Here is a 21,409-nt window from a genome sequence, read left to right as displayed (position 1 = left end):
GGGACGGGCCGGCGTGTTCTTCACCCCACGCCCGCGTCCCGTCGTCCTGAAGGAGAGTGAGCCTGATGGCCACCGTGTCCCTCACCGGAGCGTCCAAGGAGGATGCCGCCACCGTTTTCGGCGTCCTGCGGATGGCGTTCCCGACCGGCCGTTCCCTCGACGACATGCCGCAGGAGCAGCCGGGTGACCACTCCGCCGTGTGGACCGCGGAGTTCGAGCCGGAACGGGAGCGGATCCCGACCGATCCCGTTCCGCTGGACAACTCGGTCTCCGCCACGCTCCAGGGCGCCTCCGTCGCCGTGGACCGACTGTTCGAGGCTCTGAGTACGGCGTTCGCCGTGGACCACTGGGGTGCGGCGTCAGGAGGCCGGGAGAAGGAGGTCGGCCTGCGGCTCACGACGAAGGGGTGACGGGTCAGGACGTCGTCCTTGCGAGAGTCCGACCCACGAGAGCTGGTGGGCCGTGCGCTCGGCGACACCGGTCGGTCGGTCTTCTCGGTCGTCGTGTTCGTAGGGCCGCCTACGTGAACAGGGCGGCGATCAGAGCGATGTCGTCGTCCTTGTTCTGTCCGAAACGCGCGAGCAGCAGATCGCACAACTCCTCAAGTTCGTGCGGGCCGTCGGCGACGGCGTCGCTGAACTCGGCGAGTGTGGTGTCGAGATGGGCGGTGCGTACCTCCACGAGGCCGTCCGTGACCAGGAGCAGGCGGGTGCCGGGCGGGGCCGGCACGACGGTGGGCGGGGGATGCGGGAGGCCCATGCCGAGGAGCGGGCCGTGCGGGTGGTGGAAGCGTGGCCCGCGGTCCGGGTCGATCAGCAGCGGGGGGATGTGGCCGGCGTTGGCGATGTGCAGGTGCCGGTCGTGCGGGGTGACCAGGACCAGGCAGAGGGTGACCGTGACACCGGGCTGCGACTGGCCCAGCAGCGTCTCCAGGTGTTCCAGGACGTGGTGGGGAGGGTGGCCCTCGATGGCGTAGGCGCGCAGGGCGTGGCGCACCTCGCCCATGACGGTCGCGGCCTCCACCGAGTGCCCTACGACGTCTCCGATGGCGAGCAGCAGACCGTTGACCGTCCGTACCGCTTCGTAGAAGTCCCCGCCGATCTCGGCGTGTTCGGAGGCGGGCAGGTAGCGGAAGGCCAGCTCGACGCCGGGGACCGTCGGCAACTCCTTGGGCAGGAAGGAGCGTTGGAGGGCCAGGCCCAGGGCGTGTTCCTCGTTGTAGGTCCGCAGGGCTTCGAGGGCAAGTGCGCTCGCGTTGGCCAGTTGCTGGAAGAGCTGCTCGTCGTCGGCGCTGCTCAGGGCCGCCGCGGGGACGGCGAGGCAGACGGGAGGACGGCCGCGTTTGGTGCGGGCGACCGCGAGCGCGATCTCGCCGGGCAGGTGGTCGGCCGGCAGCAGGGCCCGCCACTGGCTGTGCGGGACGCGGACGATCCTGACTCCGGTGTCCTGGTGGCTCAGACCGTGGGCCGCCAGCTGGTCCAGGAGCCCCGGTTGAGCGGGATGGGTGCGTACGGTGGCGTGCGGGTCGTCGATCATGCTGTGCACGGCCTGCGCCTGGGGTGAGAGGAACACCGCGCTGGCCGAGCTGTCCAGGACGCCGGCCGCGCCGCCGGTGGCCGCCGAGGCGAAGGAGTGGAAGCCCACGGCGCTGTACACGTCCAGCGTCGCCGTGTTCAGTGCGATGAGGCGTCGGGCGAGCCGTTCGGCGCGTTGGCGGGCCCTGGCGTAGCGCAGCGTGGCGGTGACGGTGGCGAGCAGCTCGCCGGGGTCGATGGGCTGGTCGAGATAGGCGTCCGCGCCGCGTCTCAGCCCTTCCGCGTGGTCGTCCGGGCTGATGGCGGCGGCGGAGATCTGGATGACCGGCAGATGGGCGGTGCGCGGATCGCCCTTGAGGCGTTCACTGACCTCGAAGCCGCTCATGTCGGGCAGCCGGACGTCGATGATCGCGAGGTCCGGCAGCGCGTCCTCGGTGGAGTTCAGCCGGGTGAGTCCCTGTTCACCGGTGCTGGCGCCGATGACCATGTGGCCCGCGCGCCGGAGCCAGCTGGTGAGGACGTAGCGGTTCGTCTCGTTGTCGTCGATGACGAGGACGGTCGCGGGCGACAGATCCTGGACTCTATCGGTCATGGTCCGCCCCTTCGGTGTCCGGTTCCTTCGGGGGTTCCGGGCCGAGGTCCGGCAGACGTACCTGTACCCGGGTGCCGACGCCCGCGGTGCTGGTGAGGGTGAGGGAACCGCCCAGCAGTTCGGTGAGGGTGCGGGCGTAGGGCAGGCCCAGGCCGGTGCCCGGCCGTCCCTTCTGGTGCGGTCCGCGGACCTGGTAGAACGCCTCGAAGACCCGGCCGAGTTCGTGGGGAGGGATGCCGACTCCGGTGTCCGTGACGGTGAACAGGACGGCGTGGGGCGACGGTTCGGGGTCGACGGCCACATCGAGGCGGACCTCGCCGCGCTCGGTGAACTTCAGGGCGTTGGACAGGAGGTTGCGCAGAATGCGGACCAACAGTGTCTCGTCGGTCACCAGGGTCGGCTGTTGTTCGAGACCGGGGGTGACGAGACGGACCCGGTCGTGGTTGGGGCTGCTCAGCAGGAGGGTGCCGAGGTGGGCGAACAGCAGCCGTAGATCGACCGGTTGGGGGTGGATGTCGAGGTGACCTGCTTCGGCCTTGGCGACGTCCAGCAGGTCGTTCACGAGGGAGAGGAGTGTGTGGCCGGAGGACGCGATGAGGTCGACCTGTTCCCGCTGTTCCTCGGTGAGCGGCGGTGAACTGGGCGCCAGCAGCAGGGTGGAGAGCGCGACCACGGAGTTGACCGGGGTGCGCAGTTCGTGGCCGATGTTGGTCCAGAAGCGGGTCTTGGACTCGCTCGCCTCCAGCAACTGGTGGCGTTTGTCATCCAGTTCGGAGTGCAGGGCCAGCACGCCACTGTTGGTGGTCTCCAGCTCCTGGGTCAACTCGGAGTAGAGCGCGAGCACTCCGCGGTTGGTCTCCTCCAACTCCTCGTTCAGATGCCGGAGTTCCTCCCGCTGGGCGCGTGTCTCCTCCAGCGTGGCCACCAGGTCGCGGGTCTGGGCCCGCAGGTCGTCCGCCTCGGTGGACCGGGCGCCGCCCGCGAGCACTTTCGCCAGACGCGCGCGCAGGTCGGCCGCCGTCGCCCCTTGTGCCGTGATCGGCTGGGTGACGACGATCCGGCTGACCGTCGTACCGGCCTCGTGGTCGACGCGGACGAGCTTCGCCGCCAGGTCGAGCGTGTCCTGGGCCGGCGCTGGCCCGCCGATCCAGACGAACGTGATGACGAGCGCCATCGGTTGGGCCGTGGCGTCCAGGCCGAAGGTGACCTCCAGCCCACGGGACCCGAGCCGGTCGCGTCCGATCTCGCTCAGCGCGGTGGCCAGCCGGACCTGGTCCTGGCGGTCCAACGCCACGGCTGTCGCGGCCTGTTGGGCGCTGCGGCGGAGACCGAACACGTCCTGGGGAGTGGTGAGACCGATCGACGCCACCGCTCCGGCGGCCGGCGGGCGGTCGGCGCGCAGCGACCCGTCGCGCGGACTCCGCTCAAACGCGTCGCTCGGCATGCCCGCTCCTCTCCGCACCGCTCACCAGGCGCCCTTGACCACGACGACACTGGCGTCGTCCCGCCGCACAGCCGCCTCGCGGAGCAGTTGTCCGGCCATGACGAGCGGCGAGTGACCCAGCAGACCCGGCAGGGTTCCCGGGTCCCAGCGCTCCGTCAGTCCGTCGGAGTGCATGACCAGGGCGCCGTGCTCGGGCAGCGGCTCCTCGAACGTCCGCAGCCGTCGCATGTGCGCGCCGACGATCCCCGGAGCCGACAACAGGGCGCGGCGCCCGCGGTCGTCGACGACGAAACCGCTGACGTTGCCGATACCGCAGTACAGCACCCGCCCCGCGGCGGGTTCGATCCGCGCCACCGCGACCGCACCGCCCCGCGTCCCGCGCAGCGCGCGGTGCACGGCTTCCAGGGCGCCCTGCGGACTGAGATCGTGCGTGCCCCGGAACGCCCGGACCGCGGCCTGGCTCGCGCGCTCCGCGAGCGGCCCGTGGCCCAGCCCGTCACACAGCATGACCAGGAGCGTGGGGTGGTCCCCGCCGCCGTCACCGGCCACCGCGCGGACGGCCCACGCGTCCCCGCACACGGTCTCGCCGCTGATGGGCCTGGTCACACCTGCGGCGGGGGAGTCGTCAGGGGAGGACGCCACGACGGCTCTGCCGTCCCCGGTACGCGGCCAGAAGCGGGCCGCCATGACCGTGCCGCGGCCGGGTACGGAGTGCAGGTCGAAGTGGTCGGCGAGGCGGGCGACCGCGCCCAGGCCGATGCCCAGGGTGCCCGCGCTGGACGCTCCGTCGGCGAGGGCGGCGGAGACGTCCGCCATCCCGGGCCCCGAGTCGACGGTGAGGAACTCGACCCCGGCCACGTCGCCGGAGCGCACCACGCGCAGCAGCAGGGCGCCGTCGACCGCGTGCCGTTGGACGTTCGTCGCGGCCTCGGTGACGGCGAGGGCGACCTCGGCCGCGCGGTGGCTGCCGAGCCCGATGCGCCGGGCCAGCGCGGTGGCGGCGCCCCGGGCGGTCACCGGCAGGGACGGCCCGTCCCGGAACCAGGCCAGGTCCTCACCCTCCAGGAGGGCCGCGGTACTCATCGCGCCCACTTGATGATGGTGACGGCCGTGCCCTCGCCGGGCGCGGTGCGGAGCCGGAAGTCGTCGACGAGCCGTCGGGCACCACTCAGCCCGAGCCCCAGTCCGCCGCCCGAGGTCCAGCCGTCGGTCATCGCCTGTTCGACGTCGGGGATTCCCGGGCCGGTGTCCTCGAAGACGGCGCCCACACCCCGTCTGCCGTTCGCGCTGACCAGCCCGGCGCTGACCGTGCCTCCGCCGCCGTAGATCAGGGTGTTGCGGGCGAGTTCACTGGCCGCGGTGATCATCTTCGTCTGGTCGACGAGGGACAGACCGCACCGCTGGGCGAGCGCGCGGATGGCCTGCCGGATGTGGACGAGATCGCCACTGCGCGCGACGCCGTAGACCTGCGGCTCTTCGTCGGTCGTCCAGGGGGCTGTCACCTGGGGCCCGAATCGGTGGACCGGCTCAGTTTCGCCAGCCCCTTCTCCAGGTCGAGAGCGGTGCTGACGCCGCCGAGCGAAAGACCCAGCTCGACCAGGGTGATGGCCACCGCCGGGCGCATGCCCACGACCACGGTCCTGGCATCCAGCACGCGCGAGATGGACGCCACCGTCGCCAGCATGCGCCCCACGAAGGAATCGACGATCTCCAGAGCGCTGATGTCGATGATGACGCCCTGGGCCGACTTGGCCACGATCTGGTCGGCCAGATCCTCCTGGAGGTTGAGGACCGTCTGGTCCTCCAGGTCGAACTGGACGGACACCACCAGGGTGTCTCCGATCCGCAGGATCGGGATGCGGTCACTCATCGTCGCGCGCCGGTGTGCGCGACCAGGTCCACGCCGGACCTGCGCAGGGCCAGCTTGAGGGCGTCCGCCAGACTGGCCTTCGTCACGATGCCGTCGAACTCGATGCCCAGCGCGACGATCGTCTGGGCGATCTGCGGGCTGATGCCGGAGACGGTGCACTCGGCGCCCATCAGCCGGGCGGCCACGATGGTCTTGAGCAGGTGCTGAGCGACCTGGGTGTCCACGGCCGGAACGCCGGTGATGTCGATGATCGCCTGCTCCGAGCCGGTGTCCACGAGGGCCTGGAGGAGTTTCTCCATCACCACCTGGGTCCGCGCCGAGTCCAGCGTGCCGACGAGCGGTACGGCGATGACCCCGTCCCACAGGCGCACGACCGGCGTGGACAGCTCCAGCAGCTGCTCCGCCTGCGCGGTGATGAGTTCGTCCCGCGTCTGCGTGTAGGTCTCGATGGTGAAGAGCCCGAGACTGTCGAGTATTCGGGCGAGCCGCAGATAGGCGCGGATGTCGTCCGCGGTGCCTTTTTCCAGCACGGGTTCGAGAACACGTTTCAGCGCGAAGACACTGACGGCGGTCTCACTCGGCGAGAATCCCTGCCGGGCCCGATTCCTCGACAATTCCGTCAAAAGGGCGCGGACTTCGGACATGTGCTCCGAGTGGACGTCGGCGGCGCCCTTGCGCAGTGCCTCCACCAGGGCTTCGTACAGCTCGCGCAGCTCACGATTGAGCTCGGCCGCGCTGACCCGGCCGCCCAGCGAGCCTGTCACCTCTCCGACCCATGACGCGGCCAGGTCCTGGCCGTCGACCGACAGGAGCCCCACCAGGTCCACAGCGCCGTCTCGCTTCACCATTCGGTACTCCTTCGATATTCATATGTATGCGTCAGGACCGACCGGCGCAGCCTACGGCACAGGCGCCGAGGTCATTTTTCGAGCGACTGGCGCATGGTGGGGTGGCGGGAAAGGGGAGCACCGATACCGACGATCCGGATCACGCGCGGCACGGCCGGCCCTGATCAATTCGCGCGGACAACGGGAACGAAGGTGCCACTGCGTGGAGCCTGCCGACGGCGACAACACCTCCATCGGCGAAGCGCGCGACCTCGCGGCGGACTTCCTCCGCCGGGCCGCGGACCTCGCGCGTGTCCAGCTCCTCGCCCGCGCGGCCGATCCGCGCACCGTCGGTCAGCACGGTCTGGAGATCGTCATGGCCGTGGTCCAGGCGTTCCAGGTGCCCGCGTCGCCCCGGGCGACGCGGTACGCGGGACCGATTCTCCGCCCGGCCGGGTGAGACCCGGGGGGCTCATGTCGCCCATCGTGTCCGCGTACCGGCACCGGTGGGTGCCCTGACGAGCCGGGCCGGAACTCCTACTCGTCGGACCCGTCCGACGCGGAGGCTTCCTCGGACTCGTCGTCCTGCGGGCGGGGGCGTGCCGCTTCCTCCGCCTCCTCGCGGGCCTCCTGGTCGCCGCTCTCCCCGGGAGCCTGCGACGGAGGGGTGGGCCGTGCGTGCTCGTGCTTGGTCATCGTCGCTCCAGATCTTTCGTGAGGGCTGTCCGGCCCGAGTGCGGCCCGTGTCGGGCACTACCAGCGGTACCAGCGCCCCCGGGACCCGCTCGCGTTCGTCCCGCGCACCAGGAATCCCAGCAGCCAGAGGACGAGTACGACCACGGCGATCCACCAGAGAATCTGGACCGCGAAACCGGCGCCGAAGAGGATCAGCACCAAGAGCAACACCAACAGGATGGGGATCATGATGGAACCTCCTGACTGCCGAGTGCCCCGGAACGGTCCGGTCAGACGTCCTGACGGCGGCTGATCCGGCACGCCGGCGGGCCGGTCCGCGTCGCGTTCGGCTGCGACGCCCGCATGATCGCGGAAGTGTCCGTTGATCGCGGAAGTGTCCGTTGTGCCGTGTGAGGTCCGAATCGCCGGGCACTCGGAGCGCGACGCATTGGTCGGGTGTTCCCTCTGAGGTTCGCCCGTGAGGCGCCCCCTCGCATGGAGCCACCCGACGGGTGCGTCCCGTGACCCGCTCGGGGCGCGGGCTGCGAGGTGTACGGGTGCTCAACATGACGGCGCGAAACGACGGCGGGGGCGGCCCGGTGCTGGCCCCGTGGCGGGTGTACTCCCCCCAGCACGACACCGAACTGCTGACGCAGGCACTGGACCGGGAGCACCTCCGCGCCGGAGCCGCCGTCCTCGACATCGGAACAGGTGCCGGTGCCCTCGCCCTGGCCGCCGCCCGGCGGGGCGCCCATGTCACCGCCGTCGACCGGACCTACCGCGCGGTCCTCGCCACCCGCCTCAACGCCCGGCTCGCGCGCCTGCCCGTCGAGGTCCTCCACGGCGACCTGTTCGGCCCGGTCACCGGCCGCCGGTTCGACGTCGTCGTGAGCAATCCGCCCTACGTCCCGACTCCCTGGGCCGAGCCCGGCCGCCATCGTGCCGCGGTGGCGTGGGACGCGGGTGCCGACGGACGTCTCCTGCTGGACCGGATCTGCGGCAGGGCGCACACGTCGTTGCGTCCCGGCGGGGTGCTGCTGCTCGTGCACTCCACCCTGTGCGGCATCGCGCCGACCCTGGCCGGCCTGGAGCGGTCGGGACTCGAAGCCCGGGTGACCGACCGACGCATGGTGCCCTTCGGTCCCGTGCTCCGCTCGCGCACCGCGTGGCTGCGGGAGCAGGGGCTCGTCGACGCCGACGAGGAGAAGGAAGAACTGGTGATCATCCGTGCCGAACGAACCCGCTGAGCCCCCGCACCGCGTCACGCTGACGAACGACGGGCCGATCCTCGTCGAAGGCCCGGTCGAGGTCGTGCTCGACGACGGCAGCACCGTGTGTTCGGACCGCTTCGTCGTCGCCCTCTGCGTCTGCCGGCGCAGCCGCTCCTACCCCTGGTGCGACACCAGCCACCGTGCCCGAGACAAGAGGCGGACCCCGTGACCACCACCGCACCGCCCGCCCGTGACCACGCCACCGACCCCGCGCTGCCGCGCAGCAGGGGCGAACTCTCCCGTACCGTCCGCCAGGCCCTGACCCGCCCCGCCGGGACACCGCTGCCGCAGCGGGTGACCGCGGCGTCCGCCGACCCGTACGGGGACGACCTCCAGCTCACGCTCCACCTCTGCTACGAGCTGCACTACCGCGGCTTCGCCGGCGTCGACCCCGCGTGGGAGTGGGACCCCGGCCTGCTGCGGCTGCGGGCGGAGATGGAGCACCGCTTCCTGTCCGCGCTCCGGGCCGACGTCGGCCCGCCGAGAAGGGCGGAAGACGCGCTCGCGGACCTTCTCGTGGAACCCGCCGTCCCCGAAGGTCCCTCTCAATTCCTCAAGGAACAAGGGGAGTTGTGGCAGTTCCGCGAGTACGCGGCCCAGCGCTCCCTCTACCACCTGAAGGAAGCCGATCCGCACGCCTGGGTCATCCCGCGGCTGACCGGACGCGCGAAGGCCGCGATGGTGGCGGTGGAGTACGACGAGTTCGGGGCCGGACGGGCCGAGCGCGTCCACGCCCGGCTGTTCGCCGACCTGATGACGGACCTCGGTCTGGACACCACGTACGGACGGTACGTCGACGCGGCCGGCCCGGAGATGCTGACGAACGTCAACCTCATGTCCCTGTTCGGACTGCACCGAGTGTTGCGCGGAGCCCTGGTGGGCCACTTCGCCGCCGTGGAGACCACCTCGTCGCCCGGCTCACGACGCCTCGCCGAGGGACTGCGACGGGTCGGCGCGGGCCCTGCCGCCGTCCACTTCTACGCCGAGCACGTCGAGGCCGACGCGGTCCACGAGCAGATCGTCCGCCGGGACGTCGTGGGCGGCCTCCTCGAAACCGACCCCTCCCTCGACGAAGACGTCGCCTTCGGCGTCGACGCCACCGAATGGACCGAGAAGCGGCTCGGCGACCACTTCCTCACGGCCTGGGCGGACGGCCGTACTTCACTGCGCACACCGTTGTGAGCTGCCCTCGACACGGAGGCGGGACGGGCGGGCCCGGTGCGTACGCGGTACGAGCGGGGTGTCTGGGTACCCGGGACGGGTGCCACCCGCCCGGGTGAGACAGCCGAGAGAGGCGTCGCGATGTCTGCGCAGTCCGAGTCCGAGTCCGCCCGGGACGAGCACGGCAGGCCGGAAGGGCCGGAAGGGGCGGCTGCGAACGGCTCCGACGGCGGGCCGTCGGACGCCGTGCAGGAGTTTCGGGAGGCGCCGCGGCAGCCCCCGCGGCGGGATGCGCGCGGCGGGCGCCGGCGGTCCTGGGTGACGGTCGGTTTCGCGCTGGGGCTGGGGGCGAGCCTGGCGTGGCTGGCCGTCCAGACCGTTCTGCGGGTCAGTTCGATGCTGACCCTCATTCTGCTGGCCGTGTTCATCGCGATCAGCCTGGAACCGCTCGTCGTCTGGTTCACGCGCCGGGGTCTGCGGCGCGGCTGGGCCGTGGCGATCGTCCTGACGGGGTTCGTCGTCGTGCTCGCCGGATTCCTGGCGCTGGTCATTCCGCCGGTCGCCAAGGAGATCAGCGCGCTGGTCGACGCGGTACCCGGGTGGCTGGAGCAGGTCCACAACCACCAGTCCACGATCGGCCGCCTGGAGGACCGCTACCACGTGGTCGAGAAGGCCAAGGAGCAGATCGGCTCGGGAGACGGAGCGTCCGGTCTGGCGGGAGGCGTCCTGGGCGCCGGCCAGCTGGTCCTGAGCACCGTCACGTCCACGGCGATCGTGATCACGGTGACCCTGTACTGCATGGCGGCCCTGCCGACGATCAAGCAGTTCGGCTACCGGTTCGTGGCGGCCGGCCGCCGTGAGCGCGTCGAGGGCGTGGCCGAGGAAATCATGAACCGGATCGGCAAGTTCATGCTCGGCAACCTCGTCACCTCCGGCATCGCGGGCGTCGCGACCTTCGGCTGGTGCGCGGCCACCGGCGTCCCGTACGCCGCCGCGCTGGGCATCTTCACCGCCCTGATGGACCTGATCCCGATCGTCGGCTCCACCCTCGCCGGAATCGTCGTCAGCCTCGTCGCGCTCTCCGTGTCACTGCCCGTCGCGATCGCGACCGCGGTCTTCTACGTCGTCTTCCGGGTCGCCGAGGACTACCTCATCGTGCCCAGGGCCATGAAGTTCGCCGTGGACGTCCATCCGCTGGTCACCGTGCTCGCGGTGCTGGTCGGCGGGGCGCTGCTGGGGATCATCGGAGCCCTCGTCGCCATCCCGGCGGCCGTCGCCGTCGGCCTGATCCTCGACGAGTACGTCTTCCCGCAGAAGGAACGGGAATGACGCGGACGGCACATCCGGACGGGCGGAGCCGTGAACCGCGGAGACGGCCGGGGCCGCCACCCCCCACAGGAGAGGCCCCGGCCGTCGCGCTGTACGGGCCGCGCGGCGGCCCGTACTTTTTACAGCGCCGGGAGTGCGTTTTCTGTCACACCAGGGGTCCGAACCAAGTAGTTGCGTCTTGTACGGACATGGACGAGGAACAGTTTCAGGTCGTAACGTGCCTTTCGCGCCGGAGTGCGGACGCGACCAACACCATTCGAGGGACCACGTGCTGGGGGACGACGCGGAGCTGACCGCCGCGGTGCTTGCGGCACAGGACGGGGACGAGACCGCGTTCCGGACTGTGTACCGCACGGTGCACCCACGGTTGCTCGGATACGTACGGACGCTGGTCGGCGATCCCGACGCCGAGGACGTCGCGTCCGAGGCCTGGCTGCAGATCGCCCGTGACCTCGACCGGTTCAGCGGGGACGCGGACCGGTTCCGGGGATGGGCCGCCCGCATCGCCCGCAACCGCGCCCTGGACCACATACGGATGCGCGGCCGTCGCCCCGCGATAGGCGGCGACGAGACCGAACTCACCGGCCGCGCCGCCGAGTCCGACACCGCCGGCGAGGCCATCGAGGCCATGACCACCGGCAGCACCCTCTCCCTCATCGCCCAACTCCCGCAGGACCAGGCCGAGGCCGTCGTGTTGCGGGTGGTCATGGGCCTCGACGCCAAGACCGCCGCGGAGACCCTCGGCAAGCGTCCCGGCGCCGTCCGCACGGCCGCGCACCGCGGGCTGAAACGGCTGGCGGAACTGCTCGGCGGCGACCCGGAATCGGCCGCGGCCCTCGACGCCCTGCCGCCCCAGCGAGACCCGCGCGACCGCGCGGTGACGTCCGCCACTGTGACGCATACGCGCGCGCGGACGCAGAAGGACATGTGATGGCCGACGAGCGCTCTGCTTTTCCGGGGGACACCCCTCGGACCCCCGGCCGATGGCTGGACCGTGAGACCGCCGAACTGCTGCTGCGGGGCGAGTCCCTGGAAGCCGTCGACCCGGCCGCCCGTGCCCAGGCCGAGCGGCTCGCCAGAACCCTGGGCGCGCTGTCCGTGGAACCCTCGCCGGCCAAGATCGAACTCCCGGGCGAGGAAGCCGCGTTGGCCGCCTTCAGGGCCGCGCGCACCGGCAAGGATGTCGAGCGGGCGACCCTCGGCCGACTCGGCCGCGGGCCGTCCTCCGACGCCGGTCTCGTCCGGCTCGGGCGGCCCGACGCGACCGTCCCGGGGCCGCGCTGGGGAAGACCCGTACGGGTCGGCCTGGCCGCCGCGCTCGCCGTCGGCATGCTCGGCGGGGTAGCGGCCGCGGTCGGCACGGGAGCCCTTCCGACGCCGTTCCACGACGACCCGACGCCCGCCTCCTCCATCTCCGCCGCCGTGACCCCGCCCGACCGCACGCTGGTCTCGCCCTCGCCGAGCGGCACCGGCGGCTCGGGCACGCCCACGGCGGGCGGCGGTTCCGACGACTCCTCCGGCGAGGCCGCAGGCAGCGGCACGAACCCCACGCCCTCCGCCGGTACCGGTGACGGCAAGTCCTTCGGTTCCGGCGGCTGGTGGAGAGGTGTCACCTCGTCGTGCCGTGCCGTGCGCGACGGCAAGCCCCTGGCCCCCGGCCGCAAGCACACCCTGGAAGGCGTGGCGGGCGGTACCTCCCACGTGTGGTCGTACTGCAAGGGCCTCCTCCAACACCCCGGCACCGGAACCGACATGGACGACAAGAACGGCGGCGGCAAGGGCGGCGGCAGCGGTAACGGCAAGAACGGTGGCGGTCAGGGCGGCGACCAGAACGGTTCCGACGAGCCGGTCGGCGGTCAGGGCGGCGGCAGCGGCGGGAACATGGCCCCGATCGCCCCGGGCGGCGGCAACGGCGGCAACGGCAATGGCAGCGGCGGTAACGGCGGTGGCAGCGGCGGCGGTTTCCAGAACAACGGCGCCTCCACCTCCGGCCCCTCGGACTTCACCCCGCTCGCCCGGCACCAGTCGACGACCACCGCTGCCCCGTCGCACACCACCGACACCCGGCAGACCCCGGCGCCGAGCCCGACGTACGGCGTGCTCTGACGTACGGCGTGTCCTGAACCGATCGAACGCCGCTGACCTGCGCTTTCGTGGCTCGTGGACTTTTCTTCGCGGCAGGTGTGACATTTTCGGCCGTCGTGGCGCAGTACTGAGTGAGCCGACTGGTCATCGGCCAACGCACAGAGCCGGGGTTCCCCCCGTACCTACGGCTCGTGCACACGGCGCGGGTGGGACACGTTCCCCCGGTCCCGCCCGCGCCCCATACCCCTACTGGTGGACGACGACCTTGTCGCCCGTCCGCACCTGCGCGAAGAGACTCGCGATCGCCGCCTCGTCCCGTACGTTGACGCAGCCGTGCGAGCCGCCCGCGTAACCCCGCATCGAGAAGTCGTACGAGTAGTGCACCGCCTGGCCGCCGCTGAAGAACATCGCGTACGGCATGGGGGAGTGGTAGAGCGTGGACACCCAGTTCCGGGCCTTCCAGTAGACCTGGAACACACCGTCGCGGGTCGGGGTGAGCTCCGCGCCGAACCGCACCGACATCGTCGACACCGTCCGCCCGTCGATCATCCAGCGCAGGGTCCGGCTCGTCTTGTCGATGCACAGCACCCGGCCGGTGAGACAGCGCGGGTCGGGGGCGCCCGCCGGCTGGCCGCCCATCAGGTACAGGTCCCACTTGCCCGGCTCGTGCGTCATCCTCAGCAGCCGCTGCCAGGTGACGGTGTCGGTAGCGCCCGTCTTCGGCAGCCCGCGCCTGCCCTGGAAACCCGCGACGGCCTGCTCGGTGAGGTCGTCGTAGGTCCCGGTCGGCCCGTCGAAGAGCCAGTCGACCTGCCGCAGCCGTGCCTGCAGTTCGCGTACGTCCCCGCCGCTGTCCCCGCGCGACCACAGGACGTTCGCGGCACGGCCGGTGCTCGGGGAGGCGGAGGATTTCCCGTCACCGCCGCCATCGGTGCTGCTACTGCCACTGCTGCCGGGCAGCTTGATGCGGACGGGCAGATGGTGCCCGCCGTCCGCGTCGGTGCCCTGCACCGTGCAGCCGCACACCGCCACCAGTCCCGACAGGGCCACCGCGGCGGCGATCGCCCTCGCCGTGCCCGTAGTACGCCTCCGCATACCCGTAGTACGCATCGCGGACCCCCGTCGTCTCACCGGCCTCGTACCCGGACACGTACCCCCGGAAAAGGGGCCGCGAACGGCGTCCGGCGCATGCGACACTCGTTCTCATGTTCGGTGTCATAGACCTCCCCACCTACCTGGCCGGCCTGGTCCTGATCGTCCTGCTGCCCGGACCCAACTCGCTGTACGTCCTCTCGGTCGCCGCCCGGCGCGGCACCCGGGCCGGGTACACGGCCGCCGCCGGTGTCTGGTGCGGGGACACCGTGCTGATGACGCTCTCCGCGGCCGGGGTCGCCTCGCTGCTGCAGGCCAACGCCGTGCTGTTCGGGATCGTGAAGTACGCGGGGGCCGGGTATCTGACCTGGCTGGCGTTCGGGATGCTGCGGGCCGCGTGGGCGATGTGGCGCAGCCGCAAGGAGCGGGCCGCGATGGAACCGGCGCCCGTCGCGGAGGCGGCCGAGGAGCGGCCGTACCGCCGTGCCTTCGTCGTGAGCCTCTTCAACCCGAAGGCGATCCTGTTCTTCGTGGCCTTCTTCGTTCAGTTCGTCGACCCGGGATACGCCTACCCCGCCCTGTCGTTCGTCGTGCTCGGCGCCTTCGCGCAGCTGGCGAGCTTCCTCTACCTCAGTGCCCTGATCTTCAGCGGGACCCGGCTGGCGACAGCCTTCCGCCGCCGCAGGCGGCTCGCGGCGGGGGCCACCTCGGCGGCGGGGGCGCTGTTCCTGGGCTTCGCGCTGAAGCTGTCACTGGCCAGCTCGGTCTAACTGCCGGTCGGCAGGCCGAGGTTGAAGCGTTCCGCGTACTTGGCCAGGCCCTCGTCCGTGTCGCCCGCCCAACCGACGTAGCCGTCGGGGCGGACCAGGAAGAGGCCCGTGCCGTACGTCTCGGTCGCCGGGCCCGCCACGACGCGCACGGCCTCGCCGTCACCGGCCGCCGCGATCGCCGGTGCCTTCGTGCCCAGCGCGAGCAGGGTCCAGTGCGGGCCCCGGAAGGCGTCGAGGAGGCGTACGCCCGCGACGGTCCGGTTCGGGGCGCGGTCACCGGCCCGCAGGCCCTCACCCGCCGGCCGGGTCTCCTCGGTGAGGCTCGACTCCCGGTAGCCGATGCCCAGTTGGCGGGTCGCCTCGCCGCGGCGGGCCTCGCCCCGGTGGACCTTGGTGGACAGGCCGAGCATCTCGGCCGCGTTGGGGAGCCGCTCCTCCTCGTAGGTGTCGAGCAGGCTCGCGGGAGCCTCGCCGCGCAGCACCGCGCCCAGCTTCCAGCCCAGGTTGTAGGCGTCCTGGACGCTGGTGTTGAGGCCCTGGCCGCCGGCCGGCGAGTGGACGTGCGCCGCGTCGCCGGCGAGGAAGACCCGGCCCTGCTGGAAACGGTCCGCGAGGGCCGCCCGGGGCCGGAAGTCCGAGGCCCAGCGGATCTCCGTGATGTCCTCGGGGGCGAGGTGCGAGCGGGCGGCCACGATCTTCCGTACGCCGTCCAGGGACAGGTCGGGCGTGCTGTCGTCCAGGATCTGGGCGATCACCTGGAAGTCCTCCGTCCCGGCCAGCGGGCAGATCGCGAGGAAGCCCTCGTCGCCCCGCGGCGGGAAGATGTGCCAGTTGTCGCGGTCCAGGTCGGTGACGCGGGTGTCCGCCACCAGGATCGGATGCGGGTCGACGGTCTCGCCGGTCATTCCGATGCCGAGCCCGCGCCGGATCACCGAGCGACCGCCGTCCGCGGCCACCGCGTACCGGGCGCGGACGGGGGCGCCGGACGCGAACCCGACCGTCACACCGGCCTCGTCCTGGGTGAGCCCGGTGACCTCGCGGCCGAAGGACACCCGGCCGCCCAGCTCGTCGAGCCGGGCCCGGAGGATCTTCTGGGTGCGCCACTGCGGCACCATCCACGGGGCGCCGTACGGCGAGTCCACGTTCGTCTCGGCCGGGTCGAACATGTTCTGCTCGGCGACCCGCTCGCCGTCCTGCCAGACCATCCCGACCGGGTAGTCGCCGCCCGCGGCGAGGACCGCGTCCAGCACGCCGAGGTCGTCGAAGACCTCCATCGTGCGCGGCTGGATGCCCTTGCCGCGCGAGCCGGGGGACAGCCCGGCGCCGCGCTCCACGACCAGGGCGTCCACCCCGCGCCGGGCGAGGTCGATGCCGAGGGCGAGTCCGGTGGGGCCGGCGCCGACGATCAGTACGTCCACGTGCTCGGCCGGGTTTCCGTGCTCGGTCGTGATCCCGTGTTCGGTCATGATCCAGTCTCCTTAACGCTGTTAAGTGCGGGTGGTTCCGAGGGTGGCCTTAACGGTGTTAAGTTGTCAAGCGTGAGTACGGAACGACGCACCCCCCTCGACCGCAAGCGCGTCGCGGACACGGCCCTGAGACTGCTGAACGAGGTCGGTCTCGACGGGCTGTCCCTGCGTGCCATCGCCAAGGAGCTGGACGTCAAGGCGCCCGCGCTGTACTGGCACTTCAAGGACAAGCAGGCGCTGCTCGACGAGATGGCGACGGAGATGTACCGGCGGATGGTCGCCGACTCCCCGCTCGCCCCCGAGGACACCTGGCAGGAGCGGCTGCTGAAGTCCAACCGCGGACTGCGCGACGCGCTGCTCGGCTACCGCGACGGCGCCAAGGTCTTCAGCGGCTCCCGCTTCACCGGCACGCTGCATGCCGTGGAGATGGAGAACACCCTGCGCCTGTTCACCGAGGCGGGCTTCACCCTCGCCCAGGCGGTCCGCGCGACCTCGACGTCGTACCTCTTCACGATCGGTTTCGTCAGCGAGGAACAGGGCGTCCAGCCGCTGCCGGACGAGCGTCGCGAGGGGTACGACGTACACGAACGCGCCCGCCTGATGGCCGACTTCCCTCTGTCGGCCGCGGCGGGCGCGGAGATCTTCGAGGACTATGGCCGGCACTTCGAGGAAGGGCTGGCCGTGGTCGTGGCGGGCGTGGGGGCGTGGTCCGGGGTCAGGTGAGGGTCAGTTGTGGGTGCCGTACCAGACGTAGTAGGAGGAGGGGATCGGCGACTGGTTGTTGTCGGTGGCGTAGACCGCGTCCTTGACGGTGCTCGTCCTCGGGTACCCCTCGCCGGCCGAGCCGAGATCGTCGAAGAAGTGCCCGCTGTCGCCCTGGTACCACCACCACTGGCCGGTGGCGCCGCTGCAGGTGCTCATCCAGACGGCGTTGACGGTCGTCTTGTTGTCGGTCGTCAGGCAGGTGCCGGTCTCGCGGTTCCTGACCTGCGCGAAGCTGCCGGAAGCGCCGACGAAGTCCCACTGCTGGCGATTGCTCCCGACGCACGACGTGGCGAACGCCGTCCCGGTGTCCCCGGCCGTCAGACACGTCCCGAACCCCGGCGTTCTGGAACTGCCAGTACGGGGGCGCTGACTGCGGCAAGACGGAGGTTTCTTCACCGCAACCTCTTTCGGAGAGTTGGAAGTGGAGCGGTCGTCCTGATCAACAGCCTGCCGGGCGGGGTCGGAGCGGTGGATCAGGCGGGTGGTGCGGCGGAGGGCGGACGGGGAGCAGGTCGGCTCCAGGATGTGGACGGGGCCGAGGTCGCGGGTGCGGGCCGTGTCCCGGAACCGGTCCGGTGCCGTGCTCGTCACGCGCATCGGGGGATCGCGGGCGGGCAGGAATGTGTCGAAGGCGGCCAGTCGGTCGGCCGGTGGCAGGTCCTCGCTCCGAAACACCGTTCTGATCACGTACCCCCCGGATCGATCAACCGTTTCTTTCGAACGTCGGATCGTCGAGCGGGTGTTCGGGATGCGCCTTTGAGCGGCAATTTGTAAATGGAGGGCGGCCCGTAACTTCACGTTCACCTGCTGGCCCCGGCAGGGTTGATATCCGGGCTCGAACATCTCCTACGGTCACAAGAATCCGCCCCGGAGAGAGCCCAGGTGTACGCGTGACCAACCGCCCCCCGACACTGTCCGTGATCGTCCCTTGCTACAACATCGAGGCCTATGTCCCGGAAACGGTGACCAGCCTGATCAACAACGCGCGGGACGAGTTCGAGTTCCTGTTCGTCGAGGACCGCTCGACCAAGGACAAGACCTACGAGGCTCTCCTGGAGCTGACGAAGCGGCTCCCGAACAGCAGGGTGATCCGGCACGAGAAGAACGGCGGTCTGGCCACCGCCCGCAACACCGGGATCGACGAGGCCGAAGGCCGCTACCTCACCTTCCTCGACGGCGACGACTGGCTCGCGCCGGGCTATCTCGCCGACCTGGTGGACGTCATCCAGCGCTTCGACGTCGACTTCGTGCGCACCGACCACGTCACCGTCACCGGCGTCGAGCGCGCCATCCAGCGCTCCCCGGAGGGCCGCCGGCACACCCCGCTCGACCCGCGCAGCTCGATCCTGCCCGTCGACGACACGACGATGGTCGACTACCCGTACGCCTGGGCCGGCATCTACCACCGCCGCCTCCTCGACCGCGGCCTGCTGCGCTTCCACGACGGCCTGCGCACCGCCGAGGACCGCCCCTGGATCTGGGAACTGCACCGCAAGGCCGAGTCCTACGTCGCCGCCAGCCTGCGCGGGGTCTTCTACCGCCGGGGCCTGGCCGGTTCGCTGACCCAGATCGGCGACGTCCGCCAGCTCGACTTCTTCCGCTCCTTCGACCTGGTCCTCGCCGAACTCGCCGACGACCCCGAGGCCGCGAAGCTGCGCAAGAAGGCGCTGCGCAACTACTGCGTCGTCATCGCCCACCAGCTCCTGGACCGGGGCCGGTTCGAGCGCAGCGTGCACGCCAAACTGCGGCAGATGGCCGCCGAGGCGCTCGGCCGGATGACGGAGACCGAACTCAACGAAGCGCTCGTCGGCATGGGCGAGGAACGCGTGCACACGCTGCGGCGCATCCGCGGTGGCATGAAGGGAGTCGCGGCATGAGCGGCACGACACAGATCTTCTTCTCGGCCACGCAGTACGCCGCCGCGACCGTCACCGCCGCGATCCGCGCCGGCTTCTTCGGCCCGCGCACGGCCCACCGTCGCATCCTGGTCGTCAGCAACACGGCCGCCGTGCCCGAGGTCGGCACCCCGCTGGACCGGATGCCCGGCTTCGAGAAGCTGCGCCCCGAGTTCGACGAGGTCCGCTCGTGGAACGAGTTCATCTCCCCCTTCCACCCGGCCGGTTGGTCCCCGCGCGCCCAGGACACCGCCCTGTGGGAGAAGGCCGTACGTCTCGCCTGGAACCTCGGCGACGAGGACGTGGAGATCGCCTGCGAGTCCATCCAGGCCAACCCCTCCCGCGCGGTCGCCGACATCTTCGCCGACAGCAAGGTGCACGTGTACGCGGACGGCCTGATGAGCTACGGCCCCACCCGCAACCGCATCCCGCACAACCTCAACAGCCGCATCGCCCGCGTCCTGCACCTCGACCTGATACCCGGGCTGCGGCCGATGCTGCTGTCCGAGTACGGCGTCGAGCCGCAGCCCATCCCGAACGAGGCGATCGTCGACGTCCTCGCCCAGATCGGCGAGGACGGCGCCTCGATCCTCGCCGACCGGCTGCCCGAGACGAACAGGCCCACGGCCGTGATGCTCGGCCAGTACCTCTCCGCCATCGAGCTGATCACCCAGGACGAGGAGGAGCAGCTGCACGTCCGGATGCTGCGCGCCGCCGCGAAGGCGGGCCACCAGGACGTCCTGTTCAAGCCCCACCCCAGCGCACCGGCCGTCTACAGCACGTCACTTGAGCAGACCGCCGACCAACTCGGCGTCCGCCTCACGGTGTTGCGCGAGCCGGTCCTGGCCGAGACCGTCTTCGCCCACCTCCGCCCGCAGTTGGTCATCGGCTGCTTCTCCACGGCCCTGATGACGGCCGCCGCCCTCTACGACATCCCCGTCGCCCGCGTCGGCACAGGCTTGCTCCTCGAACGCATCACGCCGTACGAGAACAGCAACCGCATCCCGCTCACCGTGATCGACGCGATCCTCCCGGACGCGGAGCAGGACAAGGTCGGGCAGCCGCTCGAACTGAGCACGCTGGCCGAGGAGTTGGCGCCGCTGGTGCGGGCCGTCGGCTACTGCATGCAGGCCCTCAAGCACCACGCGATGCGCGACGAGGTGACCGCCTGGCTCGCCGTCCACCTCGACGAGTACCCGCAGTACTTCAAGCGGCGCCGACTGACCAGCCTGCGCCTGCCCGGCGGCAGCGCGGTGCGGGCGGAGTCGCTGCGCCGGAACCCGACCGTACGGCGCGTGGTGCGCCGTATCCGGGCCGCGCAGGCCTGAGACGCACACGGGAAGGGCCCCTCGACCGGCGTCGGTCGAGGGGCCCTTCCCGTGCTCGGTGCGGCTACTTGCCGAGCTTCGCCGCCAGCTGCTTCGACTGGAGCGACATCGTGCGCTTCAGCCGTGGCCCGAACGGCTTCTCGACGAAGCGGTGCATCAGATACGCCAGGCACAGCAGCCCCGGCACGGTCAGCGCGAGCGTCTCGTACGGGCCGAGCCCGAAGCCCCGGTGCAGGACGCGGATCGCGAACCAGCCCAGGTGCTCGTGGATCAGATAGAACGGGTACGTCAGCGCGCCCGCCAGCGTCAGCCAGCTCCAGTTCGCCCAGCTCGTCCAGCCCAGCGCCACCGCCGCCACCGCCGCGAAGGCGACGAGGACGATCGCCTGGATGACATGCGGGTTGCGGTGGAAGTCGCCGGTCATGCCCGGGTGCCACAGCGCCGTCACCGAGTAGCGCTGACCCAGCAGGAAGGACATCCCCACGATGCCCCACAGAAGCAGGTCACTGCCGTAGCGGTAGATCAGGTAGAAGGCGAGGCCGCCGATGAAGTACGGCGCGTGGTCGCGCATCGTCAGCTCGGTCGTCAGCGGGTTGTCGGCGACCCGGGCGAAGCAGCCGGCCATCGTCCACAGGATGCAGAAGGTCACCACCCGGCGGTAGGTGACGCCCTTCCAGATCACGAACAGCGCGAAGAACAGGTAGAACCGCATCTCCACCCAGAGCGTCCAGTCCACGCCGATGACCCGCGGCACGCCCATCGGCTGCTGGAGCATCGTGAAGTTGACCAGGAACTCGTCCGAACGCAGCGGCTTGACGACCACCGGCATCAGCACCGACGCGGTGCCGACCAGGATGAGGGCCACCCAGTACGCCGGGTACAGCCGGGCGATGCGGGAGCAGAAGAACTCGCCCATCGACTTGCCCCAGCTGCTCATGCAGATCACGAAGCCGCTGATGAGGAAGAAGAACTGCACACCGAGCGAGCCGTAGGTCCCCGCCTCGGACAGGGTCGGGAACATCTTCCCGGGGGACTGGTGCCAGGAGGAGGCCACCTCACCGTTCTTGCCGGTGAAGTGGTAGAGGCACACCATCAGCGCGGCCAGCAGCCGCAGTCCGTCCAGGGCCCGCAGCCGGTTCTCCCGGGGCGGGCGGGACGAGGTGACGGGTGGCTGCTCCGGTTCCTGCCCAGGGTCCTGGCCCCGCAGGGTGGGTGCCAGGGCCTGGTCGACCGCGTTCATCCTGGGCCTTTCTCGCCGACGTCGAATGGCTGTTCCGCAGGGGAACGATGTGACGCTACGAACG

The 21,409-nt window shown here is 70.9% G+C and carries 24 protein-coding genes; 12 read left to right on the top strand and 12 right to left on the bottom strand.

What is annotated here, in order from left to right:
* The first annotated feature begins 65 nt into the window (after nucleotides 1-65).
* The gene (locus OG226_RS20460; RefSeq protein WP_329349667.1) at nucleotides 66-410 is read left to right on the top strand and encodes a hypothetical protein; all 345 of its coding nucleotides are present in this window, start codon (nucleotides 66-68) and stop codon (nucleotides 408-410) included.
* A 109-nt stretch (nucleotides 411-519) separates the two neighbouring features.
* Here OG226_RS20460 and OG226_RS20455 read toward each other — a convergent pair whose 3' ends face one another.
* The 6 genes from OG226_RS20455 to OG226_RS20430 all read right to left on the bottom strand — a co-directional run bounded on the left by OG226_RS20455 (nucleotide 520) and on the right by OG226_RS20430 (nucleotide 6,289).
* Nucleotides 520-2,127 (bottom strand): fused response regulator/phosphatase, encoded by a 1,608-nt coding sequence (locus tag OG226_RS20455; RefSeq protein ID WP_328679815.1) that lies wholly within the window; start codon nucleotides 2,125-2,127, stop codon nucleotides 520-522.
* Entirely contained in the window at nucleotides 2,117-3,571 is a 1,455-nt protein-coding gene (locus tag OG226_RS20450) for a sensor histidine kinase (protein WP_328679814.1), read from the bottom strand. Before OG226_RS20450 ends, OG226_RS20455 begins: the two co-directional genes overlap by 11 nt.
* Nucleotides 3,572-3,592: 21 nt before the next feature.
* Nucleotides 3,593-4,654: an ATP-binding SpoIIE family protein phosphatase gene (locus OG226_RS20445; protein ID WP_328679813.1), complete on the bottom strand. Its 1,062-nt coding sequence runs from the start codon at nucleotides 4,652-4,654 to the stop codon at nucleotides 3,593-3,595.
* Nucleotides 4,651-5,001: an ATP-binding protein gene (locus OG226_RS20440; protein ID WP_443067003.1), complete on the bottom strand. Its 351-nt coding sequence runs from the start codon at nucleotides 4,999-5,001 to the stop codon at nucleotides 4,651-4,653. Before OG226_RS20440 ends, OG226_RS20445 begins: the two co-directional genes overlap by 4 nt.
* A 68-nt stretch (nucleotides 5,002-5,069) precedes the next feature.
* Entirely contained in the window at nucleotides 5,070-5,441 is a 372-nt protein-coding gene (locus OG226_RS20435) for an STAS domain-containing protein (RefSeq protein WP_328679811.1), read from the bottom strand.
* A complete protein-coding gene (locus tag OG226_RS20430) occupies nucleotides 5,438-6,289 on the bottom strand; it encodes an STAS domain-containing protein (RefSeq protein WP_328679810.1) in 852 nt (283 codons plus the stop codon). The genes OG226_RS20435 and OG226_RS20430 overlap by 4 nt, the downstream gene beginning before the upstream one ends.
* Nucleotides 6,290-6,491: 202 nt before the next feature.
* Here OG226_RS20430 and OG226_RS20425 point away from each other — a divergent pair, with 202 nt between their 5' ends.
* Nucleotides 6,492-6,728, top strand: coding sequence for a hypothetical protein (locus tag OG226_RS20425; RefSeq protein WP_329349665.1), 237 nt, complete (start codon nucleotides 6,492-6,494; stop codon nucleotides 6,726-6,728).
* A gap of 77 nt (nucleotides 6,729-6,805) precedes the next feature.
* On the opposite strand, the gene OG226_RS20420 is transcribed toward OG226_RS20425, so the two are convergent.
* Together OG226_RS20420 and OG226_RS20415 are read right to left on the bottom strand one after the other, a co-directional pair.
* Complete coding sequence (locus OG226_RS20420) at nucleotides 6,806-6,964, bottom strand: hypothetical protein (protein WP_329349664.1); 159 nt, start codon at nucleotides 6,962-6,964, stop codon at nucleotides 6,806-6,808.
* A gap of 57 nt (nucleotides 6,965-7,021) precedes the next feature.
* Nucleotides 7,022-7,192, bottom strand: coding sequence for a hydrophobic protein (locus tag OG226_RS20415; protein WP_318022077.1), 171 nt, complete (start codon nucleotides 7,190-7,192; stop codon nucleotides 7,022-7,024).
* A 317-nt stretch (nucleotides 7,193-7,509) separates the two neighbouring features.
* On the opposite strand from OG226_RS20415, the gene OG226_RS20410 reads away from it, so the two are divergent.
* From OG226_RS20410 to OG226_RS20385, 6 genes are all read left to right on the top strand, one after another.
* Entirely contained in the window at nucleotides 7,510-8,190 is a 681-nt protein-coding gene (locus OG226_RS20410; RefSeq protein WP_329349663.1) for a HemK2/MTQ2 family protein methyltransferase, read from the top strand.
* Nucleotides 8,171-8,383 carry a CDGSH iron-sulfur domain-containing protein gene (locus tag OG226_RS20405; protein ID WP_329349662.1) on the top strand — a complete coding sequence of 71 codons (213 nt, stop codon included), beginning with the start codon at nucleotides 8,171-8,173 and terminating at the stop codon, nucleotides 8,381-8,383. The genes OG226_RS20410 and OG226_RS20405 overlap by 20 nt, the downstream gene beginning before the upstream one ends.
* Entirely contained in the window at nucleotides 8,380-9,396 is a 1,017-nt protein-coding gene (locus OG226_RS20400; RefSeq protein ID WP_329349661.1) for an iron-containing redox enzyme family protein, read from the top strand. The genes OG226_RS20405 and OG226_RS20400 overlap by 4 nt, the downstream gene beginning before the upstream one ends.
* Before the next feature lie 120 nt (nucleotides 9,397-9,516).
* Nucleotides 9,517-10,704 (top strand): AI-2E family transporter, encoded by a 1,188-nt coding sequence (locus OG226_RS20395; protein WP_328679803.1) that lies wholly within the window; start codon nucleotides 9,517-9,519, stop codon nucleotides 10,702-10,704.
* 268 nt (nucleotides 10,705-10,972) lie between these two features.
* On the top strand, nucleotides 10,973-11,635 hold the full coding sequence (locus OG226_RS20390; RefSeq protein WP_328679802.1) for an RNA polymerase sigma factor: 663 nt from the start codon (nucleotides 10,973-10,975) through the stop codon (nucleotides 11,633-11,635).
* Nucleotides 11,635-12,810 carry a hypothetical protein gene (locus OG226_RS20385; protein ID WP_329349660.1) on the top strand — a complete coding sequence of 392 codons (1,176 nt, stop codon included), beginning with the start codon at nucleotides 11,635-11,637 and terminating at the stop codon, nucleotides 12,808-12,810. The genes OG226_RS20390 and OG226_RS20385 overlap by 1 nt, the downstream gene beginning before the upstream one ends.
* A 225-nt stretch (nucleotides 12,811-13,035) precedes the next feature.
* Here the strand turns inward: OG226_RS20385 and OG226_RS20380 are convergent, their stop codons facing one another.
* Entirely contained in the window at nucleotides 13,036-13,899 is an 864-nt protein-coding gene (locus OG226_RS20380) for a L,D-transpeptidase family protein (protein WP_443066897.1), read from the bottom strand.
* 95 nt (nucleotides 13,900-13,994) lie between these two features.
* On the opposite strand from OG226_RS20380, the gene leuE reads away from it, so the two are divergent.
* A complete protein-coding gene (gene leuE, locus OG226_RS20375; protein ID WP_328679798.1) occupies nucleotides 13,995-14,651 on the top strand; it encodes a leucine efflux protein LeuE in 657 nt (218 codons plus the stop codon).
* Here the strand turns inward: leuE and OG226_RS20370 are convergent.
* The gene (locus OG226_RS20370; protein ID WP_329349658.1) at nucleotides 14,648-16,117 is read right to left on the bottom strand and encodes an FAD-dependent oxidoreductase; all 1,470 of its coding nucleotides are present in this window, start codon (nucleotides 16,115-16,117) and stop codon (nucleotides 14,648-14,650) included. The two genes, leuE and OG226_RS20370, sit on opposite strands and share 4 nt — an antisense overlap.
* Nucleotides 16,118-16,189: 72 nt before the next feature.
* Between OG226_RS20370 and OG226_RS20365 the strand changes: the two genes are divergently transcribed.
* Nucleotides 16,190-16,840, top strand: a complete 651-nt coding sequence (locus OG226_RS20365) for a TetR/AcrR family transcriptional regulator C-terminal domain-containing protein (protein ID WP_329349657.1) — start codon at nucleotides 16,190-16,192, stop codon at nucleotides 16,838-16,840.
* Nucleotides 16,841-16,843: 3 nt separating this feature from the next.
* Here the strand turns inward: OG226_RS20365 and OG226_RS20360 are convergent, their stop codons facing one another.
* Nucleotides 16,844-17,557, bottom strand: a complete 714-nt coding sequence (locus OG226_RS20360; protein WP_329349656.1) for an RICIN domain-containing protein — start codon at nucleotides 17,555-17,557, stop codon at nucleotides 16,844-16,846.
* Between the two features lie 215 nt (nucleotides 17,558-17,772).
* Between OG226_RS20360 and OG226_RS20355 the strand changes: the two genes are divergently transcribed.
* Together OG226_RS20355 and OG226_RS20350 are read left to right on the top strand one after the other, a co-directional pair.
* Nucleotides 17,773-18,759, top strand: coding sequence for a glycosyltransferase family 2 protein (locus OG226_RS20355; RefSeq protein ID WP_328679791.1), 987 nt, complete (start codon nucleotides 17,773-17,775; stop codon nucleotides 18,757-18,759).
* Nucleotides 18,756-20,105 (top strand): polysialyltransferase family glycosyltransferase, encoded by a 1,350-nt coding sequence (locus OG226_RS20350; RefSeq protein ID WP_328679789.1) that lies wholly within the window; start codon nucleotides 18,756-18,758, stop codon nucleotides 20,103-20,105. Before OG226_RS20355 ends, OG226_RS20350 begins: the two co-directional genes overlap by 4 nt.
* A gap of 64 nt (nucleotides 20,106-20,169) precedes the next feature.
* Here the strand turns inward: OG226_RS20350 and OG226_RS20345 are convergent, their stop codons facing one another.
* Entirely contained in the window at nucleotides 20,170-21,345 is a 1,176-nt protein-coding gene (locus tag OG226_RS20345; protein WP_329349655.1) for an acyltransferase family protein, read from the bottom strand.
* Nucleotides 21,346-21,409: the final 64 nt, after the last annotated feature.

This window comes from Streptomyces sp. NBC_01261, from assembly GCF_036226385.1.
Classification (GTDB): domain Bacteria; phylum Actinomycetota; class Actinomycetes; order Streptomycetales; family Streptomycetaceae; genus Streptomyces.
This window is presented reverse-complemented; position numbering and strand designations above follow the sequence as displayed.

Bases quoted from the DNA above. Each gene is read 5' to 3' on its own strand.
- OG226_RS20460 (WP_329349667.1), top strand. From the start codon at position 66: ATGGCCACCGTGTCCCTCACCGGAGCGTCCAAGGAGGATGCCGCCACC.
- OG226_RS20455 (WP_328679815.1), bottom strand. From the start codon at position 2,127: ATGACCGATAGAGTCCAGGATCTGTCGCCCGCGACCGTCCTCGTCATC.
- OG226_RS20450 (WP_328679814.1), bottom strand. From the start codon at position 3,571: ATGCCGAGCGACGCGTTTGAGCGGAGTCCGCGCGACGGGTCGCTGCGC.
- OG226_RS20445 (WP_328679813.1), bottom strand. From the start codon at position 4,654: ATGAGTACCGCGGCCCTCCTGGAGGGTGAGGACCTGGCCTGGTTCCGG.
- OG226_RS20435 (WP_328679811.1), bottom strand. From the start codon at position 5,441: ATGAGTGACCGCATCCCGATCCTGCGGATCGGAGACACCCTGGTGGTG.
- OG226_RS20430 (WP_328679810.1), bottom strand. From the start codon at position 6,289: ATGGTGAAGCGAGACGGCGCTGTGGACCTGGTGGGGCTCCTGTCGGTC.
- OG226_RS20420 (WP_329349664.1), bottom strand. From the start codon at position 6,964: ATGACCAAGCACGAGCACGCACGGCCCACCCCTCCGTCGCAGGCTCCC.
- OG226_RS20415 (WP_318022077.1), bottom strand. From the start codon at position 7,192: ATGATCCCCATCCTGTTGGTGTTGCTCTTGGTGCTGATCCTCTTCGGC.
- OG226_RS20410 (WP_329349663.1), top strand. From the start codon at position 7,510: ATGACGGCGCGAAACGACGGCGGGGGCGGCCCGGTGCTGGCCCCGTGG.
- OG226_RS20395 (WP_328679803.1), top strand. From the start codon at position 9,517: ATGTCTGCGCAGTCCGAGTCCGAGTCCGCCCGGGACGAGCACGGCAGG.
- OG226_RS20385 (WP_329349660.1), top strand. From the start codon at position 11,635: ATGGCCGACGAGCGCTCTGCTTTTCCGGGGGACACCCCTCGGACCCCC.
- OG226_RS20380 (WP_443066897.1), bottom strand. From the start codon at position 13,899: ATGCGTACTACGGGTATGCGGAGGCGTACTACGGGCACGGCGAGGGCG.
- leuE (WP_328679798.1), top strand. From the start codon at position 13,995: ATGTTCGGTGTCATAGACCTCCCCACCTACCTGGCCGGCCTGGTCCTG.
- OG226_RS20370 (WP_329349658.1), bottom strand. From the start codon at position 16,117: ATGACCGAACACGGGATCACGACCGAGCACGGAAACCCGGCCGAGCAC.
- OG226_RS20350 (WP_328679789.1), top strand. From the start codon at position 18,756: ATGAGCGGCACGACACAGATCTTCTTCTCGGCCACGCAGTACGCCGCC.
- OG226_RS20345 (WP_329349655.1), bottom strand. From the start codon at position 21,345: ATGAACGCGGTCGACCAGGCCCTGGCACCCACCCTGCGGGGCCAGGAC.